We start from the raw sequence: 26,379 nt of genomic DNA on the forward strand, positions 1-26,379 counted from the left end.
TCTCGTCATAGTATGTACTGCTTACTAAAGGATTTTTTCTATGCAAACCAATCTCCTCCTTCTTTTCATAAATAAATGAATAATATACAAAATTAGCCACAAAATAGCACTATATTACACAATTAAAGAGGGCATACATATGATTTGGAATTGGCTACGTAAGAAAAAAAAATCAAATACAACAGAGAAAAACGAAACAGATAACTCGGAGCAACACGCTAACAATCAAGAGGGTGATAACAAAAAACTGAATAGAAGTATGAAGCATAATAAAGATAACAATGGCGAGCAAAAAAAAGAGGGACATAAGGAGTCTTCTCAAGGTCCGCAACAACATACTAAGCAAAATGAATCCAATCAGAATCAACAACAACGCTCTAAGCAAGATCATTCGGATCAAGAGAAACAGCAACACTCTGAACAAGATGACCGTGATCAAAATAAACAACAACACGCTAAGCAAAACTCTAAACAAGACAACTCTGATCAAGGTAAACAGCAAAACTCTAAACAAGACAACTCTGATCAAGGTAAACAGCAAAACTCTAAACAAGACAACTCTGATCAAGGTAAACAGCAAAACTCTAAACAAGACAACTCTGACCAAGGTAAACAGCAAAACTCTAAACAAGACAACTCTGATCAAGGTAAACAACAAAACTCTAAACAAGACAACTCTGACCAAGGTAAACAGCAAAACTCTAAACAAGACAACTCTGACCAAGGTAAACAGCAAAACTCTAAACAAGACAACTCTGACCAAGGTAAACAGCAAAACTCTAAAGGTAATAGTATTTATGATTTTACGAAACCAGAAAAAGACCGTATTCATTCTCTACAAGATTTAATAGAGAAACTCAAAAAGTCTAGTGATTTCGTTAATTATCACACATCTGACGATGAAACGATGCCTTATTGGATTTCTTACTATCGTCCTTCTCTTGATGGTGAGAAATTGCAAAAGTATTTAATGCCTACTCTTTTAGAACGACCTAATGCTTCACTAGAAGAGCTGAAAGAGCATATTCCGATGAGTGGCATTACAATTACGAACGATTTACAAAAAATTGAGGACATGGTGTTAAAGGGGCATGCGATCGTTCAAGTAAATCAACAAGATCAAAAATGTATGCTCGCAAATATTGCAATTGATAATTATCGTGCACCAACTCCTCCTTTAAACGAATCGACTGTTATTGGTCCGCAAGAAGGTTTTGTAGAGGATATTGATACAAATATTAATTTAGTTCGAAAACGTCTTCCTGTTTTGGATTTACAAACAAAAGAGATGATTGTTGGTGAGTTTTCCAAAACAAAAGTTGTCATGATGTATTTAGACAACCTTGCTGAAAAAGATAATGTAGATTTTCTAGAAGAGTCTTTACGCGCTCTTGAATATGATCAAATTAATGATAGTGCTTATTTACAAGAATTAATGGGTGAAAAATCGATCTTTCCTCTCTATATCAATACAGAGCGTACTGATAGAGTTACAAAAGCACTAATCGATGGTAAAATCGCTATTTTTGTGGACGGTTCTCCAAGTGTTTTACTAACACCTGTATCCTATTTTGATTTTTTCATTTCACCAGAAGACTACAACGTCTCCTGGATGTACGCTACATTTTCAAGGATTTTAAGATTAATTGCCGTTCTATTTTCAATTTGCGCTACACCGTTATACGTTGCAGTTTTAAATTATCATTATGAACTTATTCCAAGTGATTTACTTGAAACTTTAATTTTATCAAGAGCACAAGTACCATTCCCACCTTTAATTGAAGCACTATTTTTAGAACTTGCAATCGATTTACTGAGAGAAGCTGGCGCGAGGTTACCGATGAAAGTTGGTCAAACGCTCGGTATTGTAGGCGGTATCGTAATCGGGCAAGCATCTGTACAAGCTGGTTTAACGAGTAACATTTTATTAATTATCGTTGCTTTATCAGCACTCGCTTCCTTTATTACACCTATTTATAAAATGGGTAATGCGGTTCGATTACTACGTTTCCCGTTTCTCATATTTGCAGAAATAGGTGGTCTCTTCGGGATTTCTCTTGGATTTATCTTTTTATTTACCCATCTATTTAGACTTACTTCTTTACGCAAGCCGTACGCTTTGTTCTATCCAACAAGACAACAATCTGTTAAAGATTCTTGGATTCGTTTCCCTTTAACAATGATTGATACACGTGATGTACAAGCAAGACCACAACATGTAAAAAAAGCAGCAAAAGGCATTTCAACAAAACATAGATCAGACTTTGATGATTAAGAAATGAGGTGCATTCGATGAGTAAAGTTCAAGAAAAATATCAAATATCTCCTATCTTCGTTTTCTTCTTAATTCACGGTGCACAGTTCGGTGCTGGTGTTCTCGGTTTCGCTCGAATCACCGCAAAGGCCGCTGGTTACGACGGATGGATGGGCGTTGTAATCACAGGGCTCTGTATCCATCTTCTTATATGGATGATGTATTTTTTATTAAAAGAAACAAATGGAAATTTAATTGATTTACAAAGGCAAACGTTTGGAAAGTGGATAGGGAATGTCTTTAATATCATCTTTGCAGCTTATTTTTTAATCGTCAGTATTTCGGTTATTCGAACGTATGTTGAAATTATTCAAGTATGGATGTTTCCTACCGCTTCCACCTTTATGTTAACACTCTTTTTATGCTTAGTTAGCTATTACATTATCTCTTCTGGATTTCGTGTAATTACCGGTATTTGCGTCATCTCTGTTGGTGGTACATTAGGATATTTATTTCTAAGCTTATTCGTTTTGAAATATTCACATTGGGATAATTTACTCCCTATATTCACCCATTCTTTTTCAGACATTTTAAAATCCGCTCAACTGTCAATCTACAGTATGACCGGTTTTGAGATTTACCTCATGGTGTATCCATTTGTAAAAAAGCCTATGCAATCTCATAAATACGCTCAGCTCGGAGCACTATTTTCAAATCTTCTATATCTATTTAGCACCCTTTTAGCTTTTGCATTTTTTAGTGAAAAACAATTGTTAAAAACGATATGGCCTCAACTTTCTATGACTCAAGTCATTCAATTACCATTTATAGAAAGACTTGAATATATTGCAATTTCAGGCTATGCACTCGTTATTATTTCAAGTTTTATCCTCCCTTTATGGGCGTCAGTAAGAGCAACTCACGAAATATTCCGCGTAAAGCAAAGAGGTGTTTTAATCGCTTTTATCTTTATCACGCTCATTGTTTCGCAACTTTTAACAAACAGACACGATATTAATAACTTTATTAGTAATGCATCGAAGGTTAGTTTTTGGCTCATTTATGTATACATCCCAATTCTATTTATTATTGTGTGGGTGAAAAGAAAATGGAAAAAATCAAAAGCACAAGCAAATTAATACTGATTTCTTGTATAACATTCTTCAGTCTAACTGGGTGTTTACAAAAAAATATTATCGATGATGTACAGCTTATTCAAGGAACTGTATTTGACGTTGCAAAAGATAAAAAACTAAAAGTGACATTCGTTTGTCCCATTCAGAAAAAAGGAAATAAAGTTCAAGTTTTTGAAGGCACCGCAAATGCCGTAAAACAAGTAAAAGCTGAAACATCTTTAGAGTCTTCTCAACCATTTGCTAGTGGGCAAATGCGTGTCGCTTTATATACGATAAGACTTGCCAAAACAGGAATGTCTACTTCATTCGATACATTACTTCGAGATGTAAATATAGGGAACGCTTTATATGTTGGTTTATTAGAGGGGAATGGTACTGAACTTTTAAAAGGCAAATATTCGACTTCATACAACGTTGCAATTTATATAAAAAAGTTGTTAGAACATAATATGGAGACCGGTCCTTTACCAACAGATAATCTGCATGTAGGAGCATTCCGTTATTATCAAGAAGGGCAAGACTACTATATTCCCATTCTAAAGAAGCATGGTGATAAAATAAAAATCAACGGAATTGGTCTTTTTAAAAAGGATAAATATATCGGGAAAATCGCAGAAAAAGATATGTTCATCTTTAAAGGACTATTAGAGAAACATAAATTAGATTCACATGAATTCAAAACGGATTCCGCGTACGTAATGATTAATAATATTCGTTCTGTTCCAACTTACGATATAAAAATTAAAAACGGGAAGCCTTCTTTCTTCATTCACGTTCATCTTGATGCACGTATTCAAGAACTATCGAAGCAAATTAACTTAGAAAATAACAAGAACACAAAAAAAATTGAAAAAAACATCCAAAAACAATTAGATAAACAAGCTGCTAAATTAATTAAGCAGTTTAAATCTTTAGGCGTTGATCCTCTCGGGCTAGGAGCTAAATATAAGCAACATTATCGCCCATTCAAATTAGAAAAATGGAGACAGCTGTACAAAGATGTCCCTGTCACTGTAAAATACACCGTGAATATTACAAATTCTGGTGTAATTGAATGAGAAATGATTGAACTCCTCTCTCCAGCATGATACAACGGAAAGAGGAGTTTTTATTTTAGATAGAGAGAGAAGATATTTATGGGGGAGCTTATGTCTAAAAAATTAGTAAAGCCTATTTTAAATGGTATTTTATTTCTCGGCGTCTTTTTATTTGCTCATACATATTTAAAAAATGTTTCCTTCACACGTTATTTACTTGTCGTTATACCAATGTTACTCGTTGGTATATTTGGCATCGATCTTATTTTATCCATTTTAATTAAGAAAGAAGAATAACAGGCGAGCATCTTATTTTCTATAAGATGTTCTTTTCATTTCATAATCACCTTATGTTACAATGAGATTCGGCACTAAGCGAGAAAGGATGAAACAACATGACAAACGAAAAAGGTCTAGATAAAGGGTACGAACTTGTTGCGAAAATGCATGAAATATTCGGACATCCTGTGACAAATACTCCAACAAAATTAACAGAAGAACGCGCAAAAATCCGTGCGAGTTTTATGCAAGAAGAGCTAGAAGAATTTCTAGAAGCAACGACTGTTGAAGATCAATACGATGCACTGATTGACCTTATTTACTTTGCATTCGGCACGTTTGCCGAAATGGGCGTACGTCCTGATAAAGGATTCGAAATTGTAAATAATGCAAACATGGCAAAACTATTCCCTGATGGGAAACCAAGATTCCGCGAAGGCGACGGCAAAATTCTAAAACCTGAAGGCTGGCAAGCACCAGAGCCACAACTTCGTGCTGAAATCGAACGTCAACGTCAAGAAGCTGAAAAAAACTGCTAGGATTTCCTAGCAGTTTTTTATTATGTCTTTTTTTCTGCAATTCATTAATGACCCACGTGTCCCGCGTGCCCTGCTGCTCCACCAATGCTAGCTGCTCCTGCCGCTGCCCCTGCTCCTCCTGCCCCAATTCCACCTGTCCAAGGAGAAGATTGTTGTTGTTGATACTGTTGATATTGTTGATGTTGTTGGTGTTGTTGACCTTGATGACCATGTTGGCCATGATGACCGTGCTGACCTTGATGGTGATGCTGGCCATGGTGACCGTGCTGACCTTGATGGTGATGCTGGCCATGGTGACCGTGCTGACCTTGATGGTGATGATGACCATGGTGACCGTGTTGGTGGCCTTGATGTGTTTGATAAAGAACAGCTTGCGGATGAATGTGGTGTTGACCGTGGTGATGTACTTGTTGTTGGTGATGATGTACATGGTGGCCGTGTTGGCCTTGGTGATGACCATGATGACCGTGCTGACCTTGGTGATGGTGATGATCATGATGGCCGTGCTGACCTTGGTGATGGTGATGACCATGATGACCGTGCTGACCTTGGTGGTGATGATGACCATGATGACCGTGCTGACCTTGGTGGTGATGATGACCATGATGACCGTGCTGACCTTGGTGATGGTGATGTACATGATGACCATGAACAGCTTGCGGATAACCACCTACTCCGCCTGCCACAACACCTACTCCCGGTACCGGAAATCCTGTTTGTACGCCTCCAACGAAAGATGGGAATGTAGTTGGTACCCCTACTGGAATTCCTGTCTGTACGCCAGCTACTGATGTTGGAAAGCCTCCTGTTACTGTAGGCATTCCAGCCCCTGATGTCGAAAAGCCCCCCATTAATGTAGGCATTCCAGTTTGCATACCAGCTACCGATGTCGGAAAACCTCCTGCTCCTCCGCCCATCCAGCTCGGAATACCACCGTATCCTTGTTGGCCAGCTCCTCCCATTAACATCATTTGTTCATAACTATCCGAACCACCTCCGAAAAAACCATGTGGTGCATTATTGTCCATCCCTTTCATTCCTTTCACCTCTTCTACTCAATTTAGCCTACCTTTTTTATCATATTTCCTATAGAAAAATAGGTGTTTGTCTGTATGGGAATTCCGCTCCTTTTTCTTCATTCATGGTAAAATTAATTAACTGAATATTTTTTCTAGGGGGTATTTCCATTGAAGAACGTAACAAAAGCTTCTATCGATGATTTAGATTCAATCGTACATATAGATATTGATGTAATCGGAAATGATAGTAGACGAAATTATATTAAGCACTCTATTGATGAGGGACGATGCGTCATCGTAAAAGAAGATAATTCTATTTCCGGTTTTCTAACATACGATACAAATTTCTTTGATTGTACTTTCCTCTCATTAATCATCGTTTCGCCAACAAAAAGAAGGCGAGGCTATGCAAGCTCGTTACTCTCATATATGTTAAGTCATTCTCCTACTCAAAAAATATTTTCTTCAACGAACGAATCAAATGAAAGTATGCAAAAAGTTTTTAATGCGAACGGTTTTATACGTAGTGGAATAGTTGAAAACTTAGATGAAGGGGATCCTGAAATTATTTTCTACACAAAAAAGCTCAGAGCATAAGCACTCTGAGCTTTTCTTTCATACATTAGTTTGCAACAACGTTAACAAGTTTTCCAGGAACTACAATTACTTTACGAACTGTTTTCCCTTCAATTTGGTCCTTAATTGCTTCAAGTGCAAGTTGTTCCATTTCTTCTTTTGATGCGTCTTTACTCATTGTTAGTTTTGCGCGAACTTTACCCATAACTTGAACAACGATTTCAACTTCATCTTCTACAAGTTTAGACTCATCAAATGTTGGCCAGCTTGCATATGTGATTGTTTCATTGTATCCAAGTTTGCTCCATAGCTCTTCCCCGATGTGAGGTGCAACTGGTGCAATCATTTTTACGAAACCTTCTACATATTCTTTCGGAAGTGTTTCAGCTTTATATGCATCGTTGATGAATACCATCATTTGAGAAATCGCTGTGTTGAAGCGAAGCTCTGCATAGTCTTCTGTTACTTTCTTCACTGTTTGGTGGTAAGCTTTTTCAAGCTCTTTATTTGGTGCATCAGTAATTTTCTCACTTAATTCACCGTTATCTTGAACGAATAGACGCCATACGCGGTCTAGGAAACGACGAGCTCCGTCAAGACCATTTTCAGACCAAGCGATTGAAGCATCTAATGGTCCCATGAACATTTCGTATAGACGAAGTGTATCTGCACCGTGGCTTGCTACGATATCATCAGGGTTTACAACGTTACCTTTTGATTTACTCATTTTCTCGTTGTTTTCACCTAGAATCATACCTTGGTTGAATAATTGTTGGAACGGCTCTTTCGTTGGAACTACACCGATATCGTATAATACTTTATGCCAGAAACGAGCATATAGTAAGTGAAGTACAGCGTGCTCTGCTCCGCCGATATAAATATCAACTGGAAGCCATTGTTTTACTTTTTCAGGATCTACAAGTGCTTCGCTATTGTTTGGATCGATGTAGCGTAGGTAGTACCAGCAGCTACCAGCCCATTGTGGCATTGTGTTCGTTTCACGACGACCTTTTTTACCAGTTTCAGGATCAACAACATTTACCCACTCGTCAATGTTAGCAAGTGGTGATTCACCTGTACCTGAAGGACGGATGTTGTCTGTTTTCGGAAGAACTAATGGTAATTCTTCTTCTTTTACAGCTGTCATTGTACCATCTTCCCAGTGAATAACTGGAATTGGCTCACCCCAGTAACGTTGACGGCTGAATAACCAGTCACGTAGACGGTATGTTACTTTTTGATTTCCTGCGCTCGTTACTTCAAGCCATTCAATCATTTTTGCGATTGCTTCTTCTTTATTTAAACCATCAAGGAATGCTGAATTTACGTGTGCACCATCACCTGTGTATGCTTCTTTCGTAATGTCTCCGCCTTTTACAACTTCCTTCATTGGAAGATTGAACGTTGATGCGAATTCATAGTCACGCTCATCATGAGCTGGAACTGCCATTACAGCACCTGTTCCGTAAGTTGCAAGAACGTAATCAGCGATCCAGATTGGTAATTTCTCACCATTTACTGGGTTAACTGCGTAAGCACCAGTGAATACGCCAGTTTTCTCTTTCGCAAGTTCTGTACGCTCTAAATCACTCTTCATTTTTACTGAATTAATGTAAGCTTCTACAGCTTCTTTTTGTTCAGCAGTTGTAATATCAGCAACAAGTGCATGTTCCGGAGCAAGTACACAGTAGCTTGCACCGAATAGTGTATCAGGACGCGTTGTGAAAACTGTGAACTTCTCGTCTGTACCATCGATATTGAAGTGTACTTCGGCACCTTCAGAACGACCGATCCAGTTACGTTGCATATCTTTTAAGCTTTCTGGCCAATCAAGCTCATCTAGATCTTCTAATAGACGATCTCCGTAAGCTGTAATTTTTAACATCCACTGTCTCATCGGACGACGCTCAACTGGATGTCCACCGCGCTCACTCTTACCGTCAATGATTTCTTCGTTTGCAAGTACTGTACCAAGTGCTGGGCACCAGTTTACAGGTACTTCATCAACGTAAGCTAAGCCTTTTTCAAATAGTTTTAGGAAGATCCATTGTGTCCACTTGTAGTAGTTTGGATCTGTTGTATTTACTTCACGGTCCCAATCGTAAGAGAAACCTAATGATTTAATTTGGTTACGGAATGTATTAATATTATGCTCTGTAAATTCAGCTGGGCTGTTTCCAGTATCAAGTGCATATTGCTCTGCTGGAAGACCGAATGCATCCCACCCCATTGGATGAAGAACGTTATATCCTTGCATACGCTTCATACGAGATAAAATATCTGTTGCTGTATAACCTTCTGGATGTCCTACGTGTAAGCCTGCACCTGATGGATATGGGAACATATCTAGTGCATAAAATTTTGGTTTTTCTGTCTCATCTGGCGTACGGAATGTTTTATTCTCTTCCCAGTACCCTTGCCACTTCTTCTCAATTTCTTGATGATTAAAGCTCATGAGATACCCTCCTTGAAATTCTATTTATTTTCACCGCCCAAAATACAAAAAACCTCTCATCCCTAGAAAGGGACGAGAGGTTATAGATTCCCGCGGTACCACCCTAAATTAATGTACAAATATACATTCGCTTAGATCCGTAACGTGGATTAACGGCAATTGCTACTATTAATTTCACAACTGCAACTCAAAGGCGAGTTCATAACGAAACGTGGATTGACTTGCACCGACCGTCAACTCTCTAAACCAGCTTCTATTACTACTACTCCTTCTCACTGTTATTACAAATATGAGTTAAGTGAACTACCCTTCGCTTAAAATCTCTTAAGAGCTTACTTAAAGCGGGGCTTCTCGATTAATCGTTACTCTTCATAACTAATGAATTGTCTTACGACAGCCGAGCTATCTCCCTTGTTCCAAAGGTTGTTTTATTTAAATATATTCTAAAACATGTGAACATGTTCCGTCAAACTAAACTGCAATTTTTTCTTCAACTGTTTCTTCTACTTTTACTCGTTTATCATAAATGCTCGTTGCGATAAGCGCTACTACAAGCATTACCATGATTGCTATAAACAATACTTCCATATTATATAAATCAACAATCGCTCCGCCAACGACCGGCCCGAACATTTTCCCTACAGTCGCCGCACTATTTACAACACCTTGATAAAAACCTAGCTTATCTTTTGGCGCAAGTATATTTGCAATCGTTGGCACTGCTGGCCATACGAATAACTCACCAATTGTTAATGTTACCATCGCAACGAGGAACATCGTAAATTGCTGCGCTTGACTTAAAATAATGAATGAAGCCGCAAAAATGATGATTCCGATTATAATTTGTTGTTTTAAAGAACGCTTCATCCAGCGAATTAGCATACTAACTAGCGGCTGCGCACAAACGATCATCGCTCCGTTTATCGTCCATAATAAACTATAGTGACGAAGGCTAATGTTTAATTCTTGCATATGTGTTGCAATCGCTCCTTGCCACTGTACGTATGTAACCCAGCATAAAGCATATGCTACACATACGATAAGAAGTGCTTTGAATCCAGGTGTAAGCGACCAACCTTTTTTCGTTTCCACTTCTTTTTGTACTCCTGGCTCTTTCTTGTCTTCCATACCACGGAATCCAATAAAAGCAATTAAGAAGAAAACAAAATATAAAATAAAGTTCGCTAAGAAAATATAATCAAAACGATACGATGCAACTAATCCACCACACGCTGTCCCAATCGCAATACCAACGTTTTGTCCAACATACATCGCATTAAATGCTCGTCTTCCGCCCTCTGGCCAAACCGTACCAACCATCGCATACATCGATGGGAAGACCATTCCAGAACCAAAACCGATTAACGCTAGCCACACAACGTATAAAGGCCAACCGTGGAAGAACACAAGACCTAAAATCGATACGAGTGTAATGACAATCCCTACTAAAGTTGATTTATAACCGCCCCATTTATCAAATAAAACACCGCCGAGCAAGTTTCCGATTACACCAGTAAGCGAGTTGATCATTAATACCATTCCGGCCACAGATAAAGATTTTCCTAGGTGATCATGCAAATAAATTGTATTAAAAGGCCATAAAAAAGAAGCACCCGTGACATTAATAATCATCCCAGCTACTAATAGCCATACTTTCCTTGGCATAGTCTCCCCTCCTATTCTATTTTTTCGTTCATCTATAACAGTAAAATTGTAGTCGTTTTTAAATAGGAAGGCAACTGATTAATAGTTGATGAAATTCAGATAATGGTTTGTCGGTAAATGAAATTATATTGATTGCTGTTTGAAAATATATCGGCGATTTTGGAAATATATCAGCGATTATTAAAATATATCGACTTACCGACAAAAAACGACAACAGCAACAATATATAAAGAGGCTGCATGAAGTTCATGCAGCCTCTTTATACTATCCAACTTCCTTTTCTCGCTTTGCACGTTCTTTCGCACTCCATTTAAACACCTTATCTAGTAGCGAGTATATTCTCCCAGACTCTTTCGTTACTAACGGTCCTAACGATGCCAATATTAAAACATATAAAGCAGAGAACGGTTTAATCGCTGCCATTAAGCCACCGGCAATGCCGATATTCGCTACAATAATAGAAAATTCCCCGCGTGACACGAGTGTTAAACCTATATTCGTAGAAGCCTTATGGGATAACCCGGCTTTACGTCCTGCAATCATTCCAGCAGTAAAATTGCCGATTAGAGTAATGAAAACTGCTCCTAATGCCAACCAGACTGCTCCTCCAAGCGAAAACGGATCTATGCTTAAACCGAAGCTGAAAAAGAATATGGCTCCAAAGAAATCACGGAATGGGACGACGAGCTTCTCAATTCGATCGCTATGCTCTGTTTCAGAAAAGACGAGTCCTAACAATAACGCTCCAATTGCCTCAGCGACATGAATCGTTTCTGAAAATCCTGCTACGAAGAATAAAATAGCGAATATTATGATAATAAAAATTTCATTTGAGGAAATATCTAATATTTTATTTAAAAACGGCGTAGCTTTTCTAGCGATTACAAAGAATAGTAGCATATACCCTACTGCGATTAACACCGATGTAAGAGCACCTACAAATGATGTGGCACCACCGAGTACTAACCCTGAAACGACCGATAAATATACAGCTAAAAAAATATCATCAAACATGATGATTCCTAATATTAATTCAGTCTCTTTATTACCAGATCTTCTTAAATCAACAATTACTTTTGCAACAATTGCACTCGATGAAATTGTAATGATTCCAGCAATAATTAACGTCTCTAATAAGGGGAAGCCCATAACATATCCATAAAGCAAACCTAATATGAAATTAAGTGATATGTGGACAGTCCCCCCAAAAGCAATTGATTTTCCTGATTTAATTAATTTTTTTATTGAGAATTCTAAACCTAAATAGAATAGGAGGAATATGACGCCAACACGGCCGAGGAAGGAAATAACTTCTCCGCTTTCAATAAACCTTAAATCGATAAGTCCTAAATCGGGGGCATGAGGCCCCACTAACATACCGAGTATAATGAGAAACGGAATAATCGAGAACTTTAACTTCGCAGCGAGGATAGCTGCAAAAGCTACTAATACTAACGCAGTTCCAACTTCAAAGATTAAAGTATCCATCGATTATGAATCACCTCCTGATGAAAGCAATTCATTAATAATTCTTTTCACTTCATGTCTCGCGCCTGATAACACGAGCATATCGCCAGCTTCAATAATAGAGTCTGGACCTGGATTAAAGAATTTCTTCATATTCTTTTTTAAAATAGCAATAATCGTTACGTTATATGTTTTTCTGACATGTAAGCTACCAATTGTTTTTTGTACGACTGGTGCATGATTCTCCACCTTAAACCATTCAATTGATAATCCTTCAAAAGCCATCTCAATTGTGTCTAAAGCTTGCGGTCTATATACCATTCCGCCTAATATAGCTGCAATTTGTCTCGCTTCAGAATCACGAAGAGAAATGCTTGAAATACTTTCATCATGATTTGCATCAAAATGATACATTTCTCTTCGGCCATCATCATGAATAACGATAACCAGCTTTTCATTGCCTTTTGTAATTACTTCAAACTTACATCCAATGCCCGGTAGCTCACTCTCTCTAATATTCATAATTCCCGCCTCCTAAAGTTTTTAGTTACGGCTTTTACAAATCTACATCAATCTCTGTTTTAAATTCTTCATCTTTTGAGATTCCCAAATACTTTAATGTCTCTGAAGGTGTCGCGTGATGGAAATGCTTTTGCAATAGCGCAATTGCTATTCCCCTTTTGTACGCGTGAAATCCAAATGTTTTTCTCATTGAGTTCGTTCCAATCTTTCCAACAATCCCAACCGCTTCAGCAGCATTATGAATTACACGATACGCTTGTTGACGCGTAATTGAATTTTTCGTTTTATTAGATTGAAATACGTAGTTTTCTCTTTTCACATCAATAGATTGTACGTACTCTAAAAGTGCTTCTTTTACTTTTGTATTTAAATAAATATCTTGTTTAAACTTTTCATCTTTCACAGGAAGAGAATAAAACTCTTTAACAGTTCCATCTTCATTTAATATCTCTTCAAATTTCATACTGAGTAGCTCAGTAATCTTTAATCCTGTGTTAATTCCAATAACAAATAAAAGATAATCTCGCTGCGAGTGCTCTTTTAAATACTTTTTCATCGCCTCAATTTGGCTTATATCTTTTAATGCCTCTACAACTTCCATACATGTATTCTCCTCATCTTATGAACGGTAATTTTCTCATCATGTTGTCCATTTTACCTTATCACGCTATGAGATTTCCATGTATTATCCATTATTTTTACAATATACTTTTAGGTTTGGAAATTTATAATTGTGCAAATACAGTAGGGGTAGGAATAATAGGGGGATACAAGTTCATCCTCTTTCTACAGATTGGATTCCTCCTTTCATTTTCCAGCTGCTTCTACTTTCATATTATGTTACTTACTTACATTATATTATATATTTCAGTAACATTGAAGTGTTTTTTCTGAAAATAATAAAAACCGAGCGTTTTTGCTCGGTTTTTATTATTAATCTTCTTTCGGAAGAACAATTCCTTTATACAATTGAACTGTAATGAAGTAATAAATCGCATAAATAACTACGAAAATTACGATTGGTACCCAAATACGGAAGTACGGATCAACTAAAATAAATCCGAAAATATTCATACCAACTAATACGTGAGCGATACCTACAATCGCTGGGAATAGGAAGACTAAGAATAACTCTTTATAAATGGATTTTGTTAATAATTCACGGCGCACACCGATTTTACGAAGCATTTGATAACGTGTAATATCTTTTGATGCACCAGAAAGAATTTTAAACATTAGGCAGCTTGCCATCATTGCTAAGAACGCAATTCCAAGGAAGAATCCCATAAATACTGTCCCGCTCGCAAGACCGTAGAACATGTCATACATTTGATATTTACTACTCATTTGTTCAGCTTTTATATTTTTATATTTAACTAGCTGCAACTCGTCAAGTTTTTTCCATTCTTTTGTGTATGCTACGAAATCGTCTGTTTTTCCAGTAAATACAATTCCTTCTTTACCGTTTACAGTATCGTACATTTTTTGATCTACAATTTTAACGGCATGATCTTTGTATATATAGTATGGTTGAATTGTTCTAAATGCCTCTTCCCATTCTTCAGGCATTGCTTTTTCATTTTGATCTTGCACTGCTCCCGCTACTGTATCTACTGGAGCTTCTCCTGAAACTTCTTTATATTTACCGAAACTTTCCTTACCTACACCATCTCGAATAAATGGTTTATGTTTCTCTAAATCTTCTTTTACATAATAAATATATTTGTCGTCTACTTTATAACGATACTCAGTTTTATTTTTAAATGATATACCATCTAAAATTTTCTTCTCTTCAGCTGTAGGATTATGAATAATCGAATCATAAATTTCAAATCCATCAACCGTTTTTATAACGTTATTTTTAAATGCCATACCACCTGAAATTGCACCGGCTCCAAGAGCAACTAACATTGCTACTGTTGCAAGTACCTTTGTTAAACTATTAATACGGAAGTTTAATTGTGCAAATGTAAAAGCGTTAAGTCCCTTTTCACTACGCTTTTTATTACTTTTTAACTTTTTAATAATAACCGGAAGAAGTGAGCCAAATAGCATGTAAGTACCAGCTGTTGTTGTAATTAATGCAATAAGGATTCCCATTTCTCTTAACGTTTCCATATTTATCATCGATGCATATCCAATACCTAATAAAATAACCGCAAGGAATGCAACTACACCTGTCATTTTTCCTTTTACCGCAACACGTTCTGTTTGTGCATCTGCATGTACAAGTTGCAATACAGAAATACGTGATAACTTAATACTATTCATAATTGCTGATAATACAAATAGTGCGAAGAAGAAGATACAAGTAACAGTCATTGATGGAAGGTAAAATGCTTTATAGCCTTCACCAGCAAATTCTAATTGTTTCATTAATAACTGACCGATACCTTCTGCAAGTCCTACACCAACTGTAATACCAATCGCAAGAGACGCAGCGCCTAATACGATTGTTTCGATAAACATAAGTAATGTAACTTTATGCTTTTTTGCTCCTAACATCATATACATACCAAACTCTTTTTGACGAAGAGATAATAAGAAAGAGTTCGCATATAAAATATAGAAGAACGTTATAATAGCAAGTAAAAATGAACCTGCCTGGAATACAAATCCAATTGATTGAATAACTGAGTTAGATTCAATAAACGCTTTATTTAGAGCTAACGTTTGAAACATATAAAAAATTGAAATCGACATGACAAGGCCGACAAGTAAGACGATGTAATCTTTCAGCTTACTTTTCAGTCCTGACATGGAAAGTTTAAATAACATACTGGAGCCTCCTTTCTTACGCTTTTTGTGTGCCTAAGTCTGCAAGCACATCTAAAATCTCTTTATAAAATTCTTCACGTGTACCACCGCGGTGAATTTCTTTATATAGCTCACCATCTTGAATGAATAAAATACGCTGACAGTAACTTGCACTGTACGGATCATGTGTAACCATCATAATCGATACACCTTGATCTTTATTTAAGTTTGTCATCGCATCAAGTAAACTCGTTGCATTTTTAGAATCAAGCGCTCCTGTTGGCTCGTCCCCTAAAATAATTGCAGGTTCATGCACTAATGCACGCGCCGCTGCTGAACGTTGTTTCTGTCCACCAGATACTTCAGATGGATACTTTTGAAGAATTGCTGAAATGCCTAACATATCTGCTACCTTTTCTACTTTTGGCCCAATATTTCGCGACGAGACACCTTGAAGAGAAAGTGGAAGTGCAATGTTTTCGTAAATAGATAAGTTCTCTAATAAGTTAAAGTCTTGGAAGATGAATCCTAATTTTTGTGAACGGAAATCTGAAAGCTCACCTTGCTTCATTTGTGTAATATCCGTTCCTGCAATTTCAACAACGCCGCCCGTTGCTTTATCTAGCGTTGAAATTACATTTAATAATGTCGTTTTACCAGAACCAGATGGTCCCATAATCCCAACAAACTCACCCTCTTGAATTGAGAATGATACACCTTTTAATGCATGTGATTGATTCTCACCTTTTTTACCGTACACTTTTTGAACGTTTTTCACGTCTACAACTGGTTTCGTCATATATATCCTCCTACGCTTGTTTTTCCATTACCTATTTTGCGCCTTTTGGAGATGAACTGCTATTTGTTAACATTACAATTACCTTACACTTTTGTAATATAACAAAGGTGTACTTGTAAGCTTGGCTATTAATACTAGTGACATATTGAATCGATAAATGAAATTATATCGGCGATTTTTCAAATATATCGACGATTCTCCTACTTTTATCAGCGATTTTTTTAATATATCGACTTATCGACAAAAGCTGACAATAAAAATAAGCTGCTCCACAAAAGGAACAGCCCACTTCTCTCTTTATCCCACTTTATTTCTTTAAAGGTGTTACCGTCCAATACGTAATAACACGCCAAATCCATTCTAATGGACCCATTTTAAAGATTTTCATCCAAATCACACTACACACAATTTGAATTGCATAAATTGCGATACACACATATAACGTCTGCATGTACGTTAAGTTACCTGCAAAGTTACATACACTTCCTGCGATTAAAATCATTGCAGTTTGTCCAATATAATTCGTTAAAGCCATACGACCATAATATTTCAGTGGCGCTAACAATGTTTGAACTAGTTTTAATTGAAGTAATAAAATTAATGCTCCAACATAGAAGGCTGAAATAATTGGTCCAACTGTAATACCAATTTTTAAAAATTGGCTTGCAGCATCCATTGTTCCGTCTTCAGTTTCCATTATCCCATTTATAAATGGTTCAGCAGGAACGTGCCCATATTGATACCATACAGCTATTACGCTTAAAACAAACATAATACCTGTAAAAATAGCGACTTTCTTTATGTTCTGCGTAAGATTTTCAAATACACGATATTGTCCTGCAGCAAGCCCTAATAAAATTAAGCCAAGTGGTAATAATTCTTTAACTCCCATTACACTAAAAGCTATTGTCAAAATAAGACCAATGACTAAGTTCACTTGTTTTTTCGCCTTATAAAACGGTAAAACGATTAACCCGCAAATTGCGTATAACGCTAGTGCTTCTCCAGGCTGAAACATTTGATGAATCAAACCGAAAATAAATAGTGCAACTAAACGGCGGAAAAATAAAATATATCCATTTTTTCCCTTTGCAATTGCTCTAGAGATAAAGATATAGAATCCCACTCCAAATAAGAATGAGAAGATTGAGAAGAAACGCCCTTCTACAAATAAGTATAGAAATCTTTGATAACTCGCATCTACTGTATTAGGATCCGGGATTTTAATGTTAAGTAGTGCAAGAATATTTACTAAAATAATCCCCAGTAATGCGAAGCCACGAATGTAATCTAACTCATCAATTCGTTTGTTTGTCATATTGTTCCCCATAAAGCAACTCCTTGTCCAAAATTTAATCCTCCCCTACTCTACTGGAAATGTAGTCTTACAACTATCGACAAACCTTACAGAAATCTTACATTATTGTCATATAGCAAAAATAAAACCAGGTCATATTGCGACCTGGTTTACTCTGATTGTTTCGATTTTTGAGGTTGTCCTTTTTTACTATTACGCTGCTTCACTTGCACAATCGGATCAAGTTCATTTGAAAACTCAGCGTTATGTCCATTTTGCGTTTTTTGTTCTGGATTATTTTGATCTGAACGTTTCGCCATTACATTCACTCCTTATTAGTGCGGTGTAATAATCATTTGATGTTGCAATTGGCGAATTGCCATACGTGCTCTATTTAATTGCTCACGTTGCTCATCATTCGCATGTTGTTGCATCGTTTGTAAATCGTTATATGCTTGTTCTAATTGTAACTGCGCATCCGAATACTCCATCGTATTATAATGCTCTTGTCTCATACCAAGATTTAGTTGTTCTTTCGCATATTCCACCGCTTGTTCCGCTTGTGTAATATACGATTCAAGTGATTGACGCTCTGCCATAATTGTCCCTCCTTGCTTCAATTCCCCTTTAGTGTGTCCCTTCCATATGAACCTTATGAGTATGTTATAATGGATTTTGTTTCATTTTGACTCGGCTTAGGAGGGAAAGTAATGAAGGTTCAAAACCCTTTTCCATATACAAACGACAATAAACGTTATCATACGTGGAATTACCATTTACGAAATGAATTTGGTGAAAAAATCTTTAAAGTTTCATTAGATGCGGGCTTTGATTGTCCGAACCGTGACGGTACAGTTGCTTATGGCGGTTGTACATTTTGCAGTGCTGCTGGATCTGGTGACTTCGCTGGCGATCGCCGCGATGATGTTATAACGCAATATCATGAAATGAAAGAAAAAATGCGCTCAAAGTGGAAAGATGGAAAATGTATCGCTTATTTTCAGGCTTACACAAATACACATGCACCAATTGAAGTATTAAAAGAAAAATTCGAACCGCTTCTAGCTGAAAAAGACGTTGTCGGCCTTTCTATCGCAACTCGTCCAGATTGTTTACCAGACGATGTCGTTGAATATTTAGCGGACTTAAATAAACGCACATATCTTTGGGTTGAACTCGGATTACAAACTGTTCATGAACGTACTGCAAATCTTATTAATCGTGCTCACGATTATCCTTCTTACGTGGAAGGCGTAAATAAATTACGTAAGCACGGCATTCGAGTTTGTTCTCATATTATTAACGGTCTTCCTCTTGAAGATTACGACATGATGATGGAAACAGCTCGTGAAGTAGCGAAGCTTGATGTACAAGGAATTAAAATTCATTTACTTCATTTATTAAAAGGAACGCCAATGGTGAAGCAATATGAAAAAGGACAACTAGAATTCCTTTCTCTTGAGGATTACGTAAGTCTCGTTGTTGACCAACTTGAAATAATTCCAGAGGACGTAATTGTGCACCGTATTACAGGTGACGGTCCACCTGATTTAATGATTGGTCCAATGTGGAGCTTAAATAAATGGGAAGTATTAAATTCCATCGATGCAGAATTTGTACGCCGCGGAAGCTGGCAAGGAAAATATGCAAATGAGGAGAAACAAAAATGAAATTAGAACGTGTATTACCGTTTGCTCGCACTCTCTTGCAAACGGCAGTAAAAGAAGGCGATTACGCTGTAGATGCAACTTTAGGAAACGGTCATGACACTTGCTTCCTAGCTGAAATCGTTGGCGATAACGGAAAAGTATTTGGATTTGATATTCAAAAAGAAGCAATTGAAAGCTCGACAACTCGTCTAAAAGAAAAAGAACTTTTCGAACGTACTGTTTTAGTTCACGATAGTCACGATACACTTCTATCCGTATTACCAGAAGATGCAAAAGGAAAAGTAACAGGCGCAATTTTCAACTTAGGTTATCTTCCAGGCGGCGACAAGCATATCGTTACAAAACCGAACTCAACAATTTCAGCGATCGAACAATTACTAGAAGTAATGGCACCTGAAGGAATCATCGTCCTTGTTATTTACCACGGACATCCAGAAGGACAAGTAGAACGCGACGCTGTTCTCAAATTTGCCGAAAAATTAGACCAAAAACAAGCACACGTACTGCGCTACGGCTTCATTAACCAACAAAATAACCCGCCATTTATTGTGGCGATTGAGAAGCGCTAAATATATCAACGATTTTTTCGATATATCGACGATTCGACACACTATATCGACTTATCGACAAAACACAACAAAAAAAGACGTGCACTTATTGCACGTCTTTTTGTTATCCTCCTATATAATGGATATATACACTGTATAGGAGGATAGAACTTTGCTAGTAGAACTAAGGGGAATTCAAAAGAAGTATGGCAAATCACTTATACTAGACAACATTGATTTATCCATTCCAGAAGGAGAAGCACTCGCCATTGTTGGCGGGAACGGGACTGGAAAAAGTACTCTACTCAAAATAATTGCAGGCTTTATTTCACATACGGCAGGGACAATTCAAAGGAAAGAACATATACAAATCGGTTATGTACCTGAACATTTTCCTGAAGGGATTCGTTTTACATTAGAAGATTATCTATATCATCTCGGTCGCATTCACGGTTTATCAACAAAATATGTAAAAGATAAAATCCCGCTGCTTCTTGAAAGGTTTCATTTACTTCATGCAAGGCATTCCGTTGTACGAAACTTTTCAAAAGGTATGAAACAAAAAACAGGCATTATGCAAGCGTTACTTACGGACGTACATTTATTAATTTTAGACGAACCGCTTTCCGGGCTCGATCCTAACTCTCAGCAAGAATTAGAACATATTTTACTCTCATTAAAACAACAAGGTATATCCGTGTTATTTACATGTCACGAAAAACAACTATTAGAAAACTTCGCTGATAGAATTGTGACGTTAGCAAATCATACAATCACAGAAAATATCTCTGCACAAAAAGGAGCAGAACAAGTCTATATTGAAGCAATTGTTCACGAAACATTTTCAGCGATAGAACTACAAAAACAATCCGGTTTTATACACGTTGCACACAATTCAAATCAAAACCTTATTCAATTACAAATCGAAAAAGAATATACAAACGAAATGCTTCAGTTTTTATTGCATAAAAAAGCATCTATCACACTGCTACAACCTAACTTTTAAATCGAAAGAAGGTTTATTATGTTTGCTCTTATTCGTTATCACTTTCTCGACTACACAAAATCGTATAAGTACGTCCCTCCTATTGCGATGTACTTCATGAGCTTACTTTTTGTATATGCATATAAACCGACTCCTATTGTACCGACATATTTAGAAACAGCTCTCGCGCTTTATTTATTATCTGCCTGGATTACAGTCACAATTTTCCATACGGAAGACCCTGTACAAGAGCAAATCACTATTTCACATACAAATAACATTTCCGCATTATACGTTGGTAAATATATTACGGCTCTTCTCATTTGTACTGTATTATCTTTTATATCCGTAATCTATCCCATTATTTTGCAAATGTTTAATGAAAAAATGACAGTTTCTTTATTTTTAGTCGGATTTCTCGCTCATATGTCTTTCTCTATACTAGGAATTTCAATCGCAACATTATTTACTAGAAATACGATTCAAAAAGCAGGCACTGCTTGGCTTAGCCTTACATTTATATTGCTTATAACGATTGCATCTATCCGGTTTAAAAAAGAGTTACTATGGTTTTTACCACCTGTCGAAAGCTTTCTCATGCTTGGACAATACAAATATAATATACTGACTCACACGCTATGGCTCACAGCTTGGGCTATCGTATATTCATTTTTATTATTTACCTTATTTCTGTTTATCGTTCGCAAAAAACGTTTTTAATTACATATTAAAGGAGACAAAACAATGATCGGAATACTAGCAGGAATGGGACCAAAATCAACTGGGCCATTCGTCGATACAGTTGTAGCAAAGTGCCAAACAATATACGGAGCAAAGCATGATATGGACTTTCCTCATATGATGATTTACTCGTGCCCAACCCCGTTTTACATGGATCGCCCTATTGATCACGAAGCGATGAAAAAAGCGATTATTAAAGGCGCACAAAAACTTGAAAGTACTGGCGTAGACTTTATCACTATGCCGTGTAATACAGCGCATCTTTATTTTGAAGAATTACAGCGATCTCTTTCTATTCCTATTTTGAATATAGTTGATGAAACGTTACAAGCAATTCCTAAAAACGTAAAAAGAGTCGCTCTTCTTGCAACAGAAGCAACTGTTCAAGCTGGGATTTACCAAGATGGGATTACAAAACGCGATATAGAGTACATTCATCATGAAACATGGCAGGAAATGATTAATCAAATCATTACTTATATTAAATCTGGAGAGGTTGAAGAAGCTCGCGAATTGTGGAATGCGCTCGTTTTACAATTGAGAGAGGAAGTTGATACGGCAATTATCGCATGTACCGATTTGAATGTGGTGGCGAGTGAGGATTTTGTTGATTCTTCTCAATGTCTTGCGAAAGCGGTTGTTAGGATGTATGTAGGAAATTGTTCGAACCCAAACCCTTAACCTAAATGAAAAAAACAATGCAAAAAAGGCGGTTTCCTTATAAATTAAAATTTATTGAAGACAAAACTTTTTGAGATACCCGTCTCATTTTGATACAAATCTAATATTTTGTCTATCGATTTCCTATATTCATTATGATAAATTGAAAAGCATGCGATAGTATAATTACGCTTCTCTCAATACGCTCTCAAAAATATTGAGATATTATACTTCGGCTCCCAGGAAACTGGGAGTTTTTTATATTCATACGTTTCATTGAAACCCTTCCACTACTCCATATTCAAATTTAAAGTCCTCTTCAATTAACTTTTTCACTCTCTTTTGTCTAATGTTATATTACTGTTATAGGATTTCTTTTATTGAATACTTAATATGTGACTGAACACATAGATTCCTATACTCTAATTACATTGCATGAAGTTATCAGTTCTATACACCATATTTTAAATCTTTATGCAGGAAAAAGAATTCTAAATCTTGATTTATTAAGACATACTAAAAAAATAAGAATTAGCCAATTAAAACCAGTATAATTTAAAGCGGTACTACGCTTCAAATATAAGGAGGATAAATCACTTGGGTAATCTCACTAGCTCACGTACACAAGTTTTAATAAAAAATACATTCATGGATTTATTAAGAGAAAAACCATTCTCATCCATTACAATAAATAACATTTGCGAAAAGGCAATGATTCACAGAAGTACCTTCTATCGTTATTATGATGACAAGTATGAACTGTTTAGTGATGCAGCAAATACTATCGCAAGAAACCTCTTTGAACAAACAAAGCAAGGTTTAGAGTTAGAACACACATTATTTGAGGAAGTAATCAAATATATAGATGTTAATCGTGCTTTATTTTTTAACGTTACGATTAAAAATAATAGCCGTGAATTATACGACAACTTAATTCAACTTGGCTCGGAAATTTTATATGAAAATTCAATAAAATATAATGACCTACTTTCCATGCAAATTCGAAACTCTGTTTACCCAAAAATAATATGTGATTTCTACTGTAGTGGATTTTTTGAAATTATAAAAAAATGGGTAAATAATGAATATCCATTTTCAAAAGAAGAACTAATTTATATAATTAATAATTTTCTGATAAATGAACCAAAATAAGATAAACGTCTTATTTTAAGACACATATTCATTTTTGTTCATCGATTTCCTCCAAAACCAATGCTAGATTAAGGAACATAGCAAAGGAGGAACTAAAACATGAATAAGATTTTTGATAAGATTGGACATTTTATTATCAAGTACGCAAAGATTAATATTGCATTTATATTATGTCTAACAATCTTTTTCTCATTTGGTATAACAAAACTTGAGATGAAGATGGGAAACGATGTATTTATAAGTAATACATCAGATGTTTATAAAGATACTACGACGTACCAAAAACATTTTGGTGGAGATGGTATATATGTGGTGCTTAGTGGAGATAGCGATAAATTACTTTCACAAGAAACAAACAAAGCAGTTGTAGAATTTACAAACAAAGCAGAAGGTATTAACGATATTACGGGATCCACTCACTATGTCGGTTTATTAAATGAAATGTTATCTTCTCCTTCACTTTCAGCATTCAATACAGGAGAAACAAATACAAAATTAGAAACATCTTTGAAAAATTCTATTTCAAGCGAAAAAATGAATGAAATTAATAATAGCGTAAAAAGTAGCCTAACTGATGAGCAACGTGAAAAAATGGGTGCATTCATTCAACAGCAACTTACTCCTGAACAAATGCAAGAAATACAAAAACAAATGCTTGCGTTTGGTCATACTCCTACAGGTGACGAACAAGAGCAAATCACGCAAGCTGTTTTAACTGAAAAACAAAACGATGAAGTCAAAAAGTATATACAAGGCATCTTAACACAGCAACAAAAAGACAATATGCAAAGAGATATTATTAAGGCTCTACCAAATGTTCAGAATATGAATAATGAATTACTTCATGAAATTATTTTTTCTGATAAAGGCAAAGTACCAGAACAATTCAAACAACTTATCCCTGAAAATGGGAAATATGTTATCATTCAGCTTCGTACATCCGATAATACAGAAATGACTACCTATGTACGTATAAATAAAGAGCTAAATGAACTGATCGAGAAGACAAATTTCGGTTCGGGTGTAACAGTCAAAGTAGCTGGAATGCCAGCTATCCTTGGTGATATACAAGAAGAAGTTATCACGACTTTAGGGATTATGCTTGGTTTAGCAATTATATTAATGATTGTTGTATTATTCTTTGTCTTCCCTGTTAGACGACGTATTATTTCATTAGGCTTCGTATTAATTGGGCTAATATGGACATTTGGTTTCATGGGATGGGCTGGAATCCCAATTACACTCGCAACCATGGCAACATTACCAATTATTATTGGTCTCGGTACTGACTTTGGTGTTCAATTCCATAATAGATACGAAGAGGAATTTGGAGATAGTCAATTTCAAGCGAAACTTGCAACACTAAATGCAGTCCGCCACATTGGACCTGGTGTTGGGATTGCGGTTGTTATCATGGCCTTAAGTTTTTTAACAATGTTCTTATCTAAAGCGCCAATGATGCAACAATTTGGATTAACTCTAGCTATTGGTGTTTTATTCTGTTATGTTGTTGAATTAGTATTGATGTTCTCAACATTCTACTTATTAGATCGTAAAAAAGCAGCACCTAAACTTAAAAGCAATACAGATAAAAGCACAATGTTATCACGCTTCTTAAATAAATATGCTAATCTGGCAATGAAACTGGCAATTCCTATTTTAATTGTTTCAGTTATCTTATCTGGCCTTGGGTTTATGGCAGAAAAGTCTATACCGACGGAAACAGATTTAACCAAAATGATTCCACAGAACATGGAAACTTTAAAAAATACAAAGCATTTACAAAAGATAGTTGGATCTACAACGTATATTACGTATTTAGTAGAAGCGAAGGATGTCACGGAACCGAACGTGATGACTTGGGTGCAAGAGGAAAGTAAAAAGGTTGAAAATAAATATAAAGATGTGAGTGACGTTATCTCGCTTCCTAGTGTTATTTTACAAATCAATGGGAAAGATACATTACCAGATTCGCCTTCGCAAGTAAAAAATGAACTTGAAAACGTACCAAGTTCATTAAAAGAAACTGTTATGAGTGAGAATAAAAAATATGCAACCATTCAATTTCAAGTGAATCCAGACCTTTCTTCTGCTGAGCAATTGAAATTGATGCATAACATATCGAAAGATATGAAAGCGATAGATGGTGTGAAAATCAAGCCTGCGGGTGCACAAGTTATGATGCTTTATGGTATTGATAATATCGGTGCCAATAAGGAGCTTATGATAGGTGCGGGACTTTCAATTATTTTTCTATCTTTATTAATTGTGTATCGTCGCGTAAAGCATGCGTTATATCCGTTGATACCAATTATTTTAGTATTAGGTTTCTCACCTGGCGCTTTAAAATTACTCGATATTTCATATAATCCACTTACAACTGCTCTTAGCTGTCTTGTACTTGGAATTGGAACGGAGTTTACTATTCTTATTATGGAAAGATTCCATGAAGAAGAAGAAAAAGGGTTACCTGCTCAAGAAGCAATTCGTGTTTCTCTTTCAAAGGTGGGGCAAGCTATTACTGCTTCTGGATTGACAGTAATTGTTGGATTTTCAACACTAATTTTTGTTAACTTCCCAGTTTTACGTGAATTTGGTATTACAACCGTTATAGACACAACACTTTCTTTATTCTGTGCCTTAACAATATTACCAGCTTTAATTGTTTTATTTAGAAAGCGTAAATAGGTTCCATTTATAATCTAAAAAAAGAAAAGAGATATCATTCTTAATATTACAAGAAAGATATCTCTTTTCTTTTTTTTATAATAAAAATTAGATATAGAGTAAATTCCCACTTAAACAGGTTCATATCTTCTA

At 36.1% G+C, this 26,379-nt stretch carries 24 protein-coding genes and 1 other annotated feature; of the genes, 13 read left to right on the top strand and 11 right to left on the bottom strand.

Features of this window, described 5'->3' with window-relative positions; all coding sequences use genetic code 11:
• The first annotated feature begins 139 nt into the window (after nucleotides 1-139).
• From ACTFRN_RS18160 to ACTFRN_RS18180, 5 genes are all read left to right on the top strand, one after another.
• Nucleotides 140-2,275, top strand: coding sequence for a spore germination protein (locus ACTFRN_RS18160; protein WP_440038353.1), 2,136 nt, complete (start codon nucleotides 140-142; stop codon nucleotides 2,273-2,275).
• 17 nt (nucleotides 2,276-2,292) lie between these two features.
• Nucleotides 2,293-3,393, top strand: a complete 1,101-nt coding sequence (locus tag ACTFRN_RS18165) for a spore germination protein (protein WP_000049075.1) — start codon at nucleotides 2,293-2,295, stop codon at nucleotides 3,391-3,393.
• On the top strand, nucleotides 3,363-4,448 hold the full coding sequence (locus tag ACTFRN_RS18170) for a Ger(x)C family spore germination protein (RefSeq protein ID WP_000411394.1): 1,086 nt from the start codon (nucleotides 3,363-3,365) through the stop codon (nucleotides 4,446-4,448). Before ACTFRN_RS18165 ends, ACTFRN_RS18170 begins: the two co-directional genes overlap by 31 nt.
• A 90-nt stretch (nucleotides 4,449-4,538) precedes the next feature.
• Nucleotides 4,539-4,724: a hypothetical protein gene (locus tag ACTFRN_RS18175; RefSeq protein WP_000038779.1), complete on the top strand. Its 186-nt coding sequence runs from the start codon at nucleotides 4,539-4,541 to the stop codon at nucleotides 4,722-4,724.
• A 98-nt stretch (nucleotides 4,725-4,822) separates the two neighbouring features.
• Nucleotides 4,823-5,245: a hypothetical protein gene (locus ACTFRN_RS18180; RefSeq protein WP_014893467.1), complete on the top strand. Its 423-nt coding sequence runs from the start codon at nucleotides 4,823-4,825 to the stop codon at nucleotides 5,243-5,245.
• 44 nt (nucleotides 5,246-5,289) lie between these two features.
• On the opposite strand, the gene ACTFRN_RS18185 is transcribed toward ACTFRN_RS18180, so the two are convergent.
• Nucleotides 5,290-6,282, bottom strand: a complete 993-nt coding sequence (locus tag ACTFRN_RS18185; protein WP_000677570.1) for a hypothetical protein — start codon at nucleotides 6,280-6,282, stop codon at nucleotides 5,290-5,292.
• 150 nt (nucleotides 6,283-6,432) lie between these two features.
• On the opposite strand from ACTFRN_RS18185, the gene ACTFRN_RS18190 reads away from it, so the two are divergent.
• Complete coding sequence (locus ACTFRN_RS18190) at nucleotides 6,433-6,861, top strand: GNAT family N-acetyltransferase (RefSeq protein WP_000800320.1); 429 nt, start codon at nucleotides 6,433-6,435, stop codon at nucleotides 6,859-6,861.
• A gap of 25 nt (nucleotides 6,862-6,886) precedes the next feature.
• Here ACTFRN_RS18190 and leuS read toward each other — a convergent pair whose 3' ends face one another.
• The 10 genes from leuS to ACTFRN_RS18240 all read right to left on the bottom strand — a co-directional run bounded on the left by leuS (nucleotide 6,887) and on the right by ACTFRN_RS18240 (nucleotide 18,402).
• Complete coding sequence (gene leuS, locus ACTFRN_RS18195; RefSeq protein ID WP_000009454.1) at nucleotides 6,887-9,295, bottom strand: leucine--tRNA ligase; 2,409 nt, start codon at nucleotides 9,293-9,295, stop codon at nucleotides 6,887-6,889.
• A gap of 65 nt (nucleotides 9,296-9,360) precedes the next feature.
• Nucleotides 9,361-9,580, bottom strand: a binding site (T-box leader).
• A gap of 186 nt (nucleotides 9,581-9,766) precedes the next feature.
• Entirely contained in the window at nucleotides 9,767-10,960 is a 1,194-nt protein-coding gene (locus ACTFRN_RS18200; RefSeq protein WP_001137557.1) for an MDR family MFS transporter, read from the bottom strand.
• Between the two features lie 265 nt (nucleotides 10,961-11,225).
• Nucleotides 11,226-12,449, bottom strand: coding sequence for a cation:proton antiporter (locus ACTFRN_RS18205; protein ID WP_049110697.1), 1,224 nt, complete (start codon nucleotides 12,447-12,449; stop codon nucleotides 11,226-11,228).
• Nucleotides 12,450-12,452: 3 nt separating this feature from the next.
• Nucleotides 12,453-12,950: a cation:proton antiporter regulatory subunit gene (locus ACTFRN_RS18210; protein ID WP_001026043.1), complete on the bottom strand. Its 498-nt coding sequence runs from the start codon at nucleotides 12,948-12,950 to the stop codon at nucleotides 12,453-12,455.
• Between the two features lie 34 nt (nucleotides 12,951-12,984).
• Nucleotides 12,985-13,551: a tyrosine-type recombinase/integrase gene (locus ACTFRN_RS18215; RefSeq protein ID WP_000454214.1), complete on the bottom strand. Its 567-nt coding sequence runs from the start codon at nucleotides 13,549-13,551 to the stop codon at nucleotides 12,985-12,987.
• Between the two features lie 332 nt (nucleotides 13,552-13,883).
• Entirely contained in the window at nucleotides 13,884-15,728 is a 1,845-nt protein-coding gene (locus ACTFRN_RS18220) for an FtsX-like permease family protein (RefSeq protein ID WP_049110699.1), read from the bottom strand.
• A gap of 16 nt (nucleotides 15,729-15,744) precedes the next feature.
• The gene (locus ACTFRN_RS18225; protein WP_000165859.1) at nucleotides 15,745-16,506 is read right to left on the bottom strand and encodes an ABC transporter ATP-binding protein; all 762 of its coding nucleotides are present in this window, start codon (nucleotides 16,504-16,506) and stop codon (nucleotides 15,745-15,747) included.
• A 307-nt stretch (nucleotides 16,507-16,813) separates the two neighbouring features.
• Nucleotides 16,814-17,836, bottom strand: a complete 1,023-nt coding sequence (locus tag ACTFRN_RS18230; protein ID WP_088106348.1) for a DUF418 domain-containing protein — start codon at nucleotides 17,834-17,836, stop codon at nucleotides 16,814-16,816.
• A 137-nt stretch (nucleotides 17,837-17,973) separates the two neighbouring features.
• Nucleotides 17,974-18,123, bottom strand: a complete 150-nt coding sequence (locus ACTFRN_RS18235) for a hypothetical protein (RefSeq protein WP_001129340.1) — start codon at nucleotides 18,121-18,123, stop codon at nucleotides 17,974-17,976.
• Nucleotides 18,124-18,138: 15 nt separating this feature from the next.
• Nucleotides 18,139-18,402 carry a YtzC family protein gene (locus ACTFRN_RS18240; RefSeq protein WP_000840873.1) on the bottom strand — a complete coding sequence of 88 codons (264 nt, stop codon included), beginning with the start codon at nucleotides 18,400-18,402 and terminating at the stop codon, nucleotides 18,139-18,141.
• A gap of 111 nt (nucleotides 18,403-18,513) precedes the next feature.
• On the opposite strand from ACTFRN_RS18240, the gene ACTFRN_RS18245 reads away from it, so the two are divergent.
• The 7 genes from ACTFRN_RS18245 (at nucleotide 18,514) to ACTFRN_RS18275 (ending at nucleotide 26,247) form a co-directional block, all read left to right on the top strand.
• A complete protein-coding gene (locus ACTFRN_RS18245) occupies nucleotides 18,514-19,473 on the top strand; it encodes a TIGR01212 family radical SAM protein (protein WP_014893466.1) in 960 nt (319 codons plus the stop codon).
• A complete protein-coding gene (locus tag ACTFRN_RS18250) occupies nucleotides 19,470-20,042 on the top strand; it encodes a class I SAM-dependent methyltransferase (RefSeq protein WP_000764491.1) in 573 nt (190 codons plus the stop codon). The genes ACTFRN_RS18245 and ACTFRN_RS18250 overlap by 4 nt, the downstream gene beginning before the upstream one ends.
• 151 nt (nucleotides 20,043-20,193) lie before the next feature.
• Nucleotides 20,194-21,027, top strand: coding sequence for an ABC transporter ATP-binding protein (locus ACTFRN_RS18255; RefSeq protein WP_000959731.1), 834 nt, complete (start codon nucleotides 20,194-20,196; stop codon nucleotides 21,025-21,027).
• 18 nt (nucleotides 21,028-21,045) lie between these two features.
• Nucleotides 21,046-21,726, top strand: coding sequence for a hypothetical protein (locus ACTFRN_RS18260; RefSeq protein ID WP_000457756.1), 681 nt, complete (start codon nucleotides 21,046-21,048; stop codon nucleotides 21,724-21,726).
• 24 nt (nucleotides 21,727-21,750) lie between these two features.
• Nucleotides 21,751-22,428 carry an aspartate/glutamate racemase family protein gene (locus ACTFRN_RS18265; RefSeq protein ID WP_088106349.1) on the top strand — a complete coding sequence of 226 codons (678 nt, stop codon included), beginning with the start codon at nucleotides 21,751-21,753 and terminating at the stop codon, nucleotides 22,426-22,428.
• A gap of 627 nt (nucleotides 22,429-23,055) precedes the next feature.
• Nucleotides 23,056-23,559: a TetR/AcrR family transcriptional regulator C-terminal domain-containing protein gene (locus ACTFRN_RS18270; RefSeq protein WP_088300237.1), complete on the top strand. Its 504-nt coding sequence runs from the start codon at nucleotides 23,056-23,058 to the stop codon at nucleotides 23,557-23,559.
• A 99-nt stretch (nucleotides 23,560-23,658) separates the two neighbouring features.
• On the top strand, nucleotides 23,659-26,247 hold the full coding sequence (locus ACTFRN_RS18275) for a hydrophobe/amphiphile efflux-3 (HAE3) family transporter (RefSeq protein WP_014893465.1): 2,589 nt from the start codon (nucleotides 23,659-23,661) through the stop codon (nucleotides 26,245-26,247).
• Nucleotides 26,248-26,379: the final 132 nt, after the last annotated feature.

It is taken from the genome of Bacillus cereus group sp. MYBK245-2 (assembly GCF_051916145.1).
Taxonomy (GTDB): domain Bacteria; phylum Bacillota; class Bacilli; order Bacillales; family Bacillaceae_G; genus Bacillus_A; species Bacillus_A pacificus.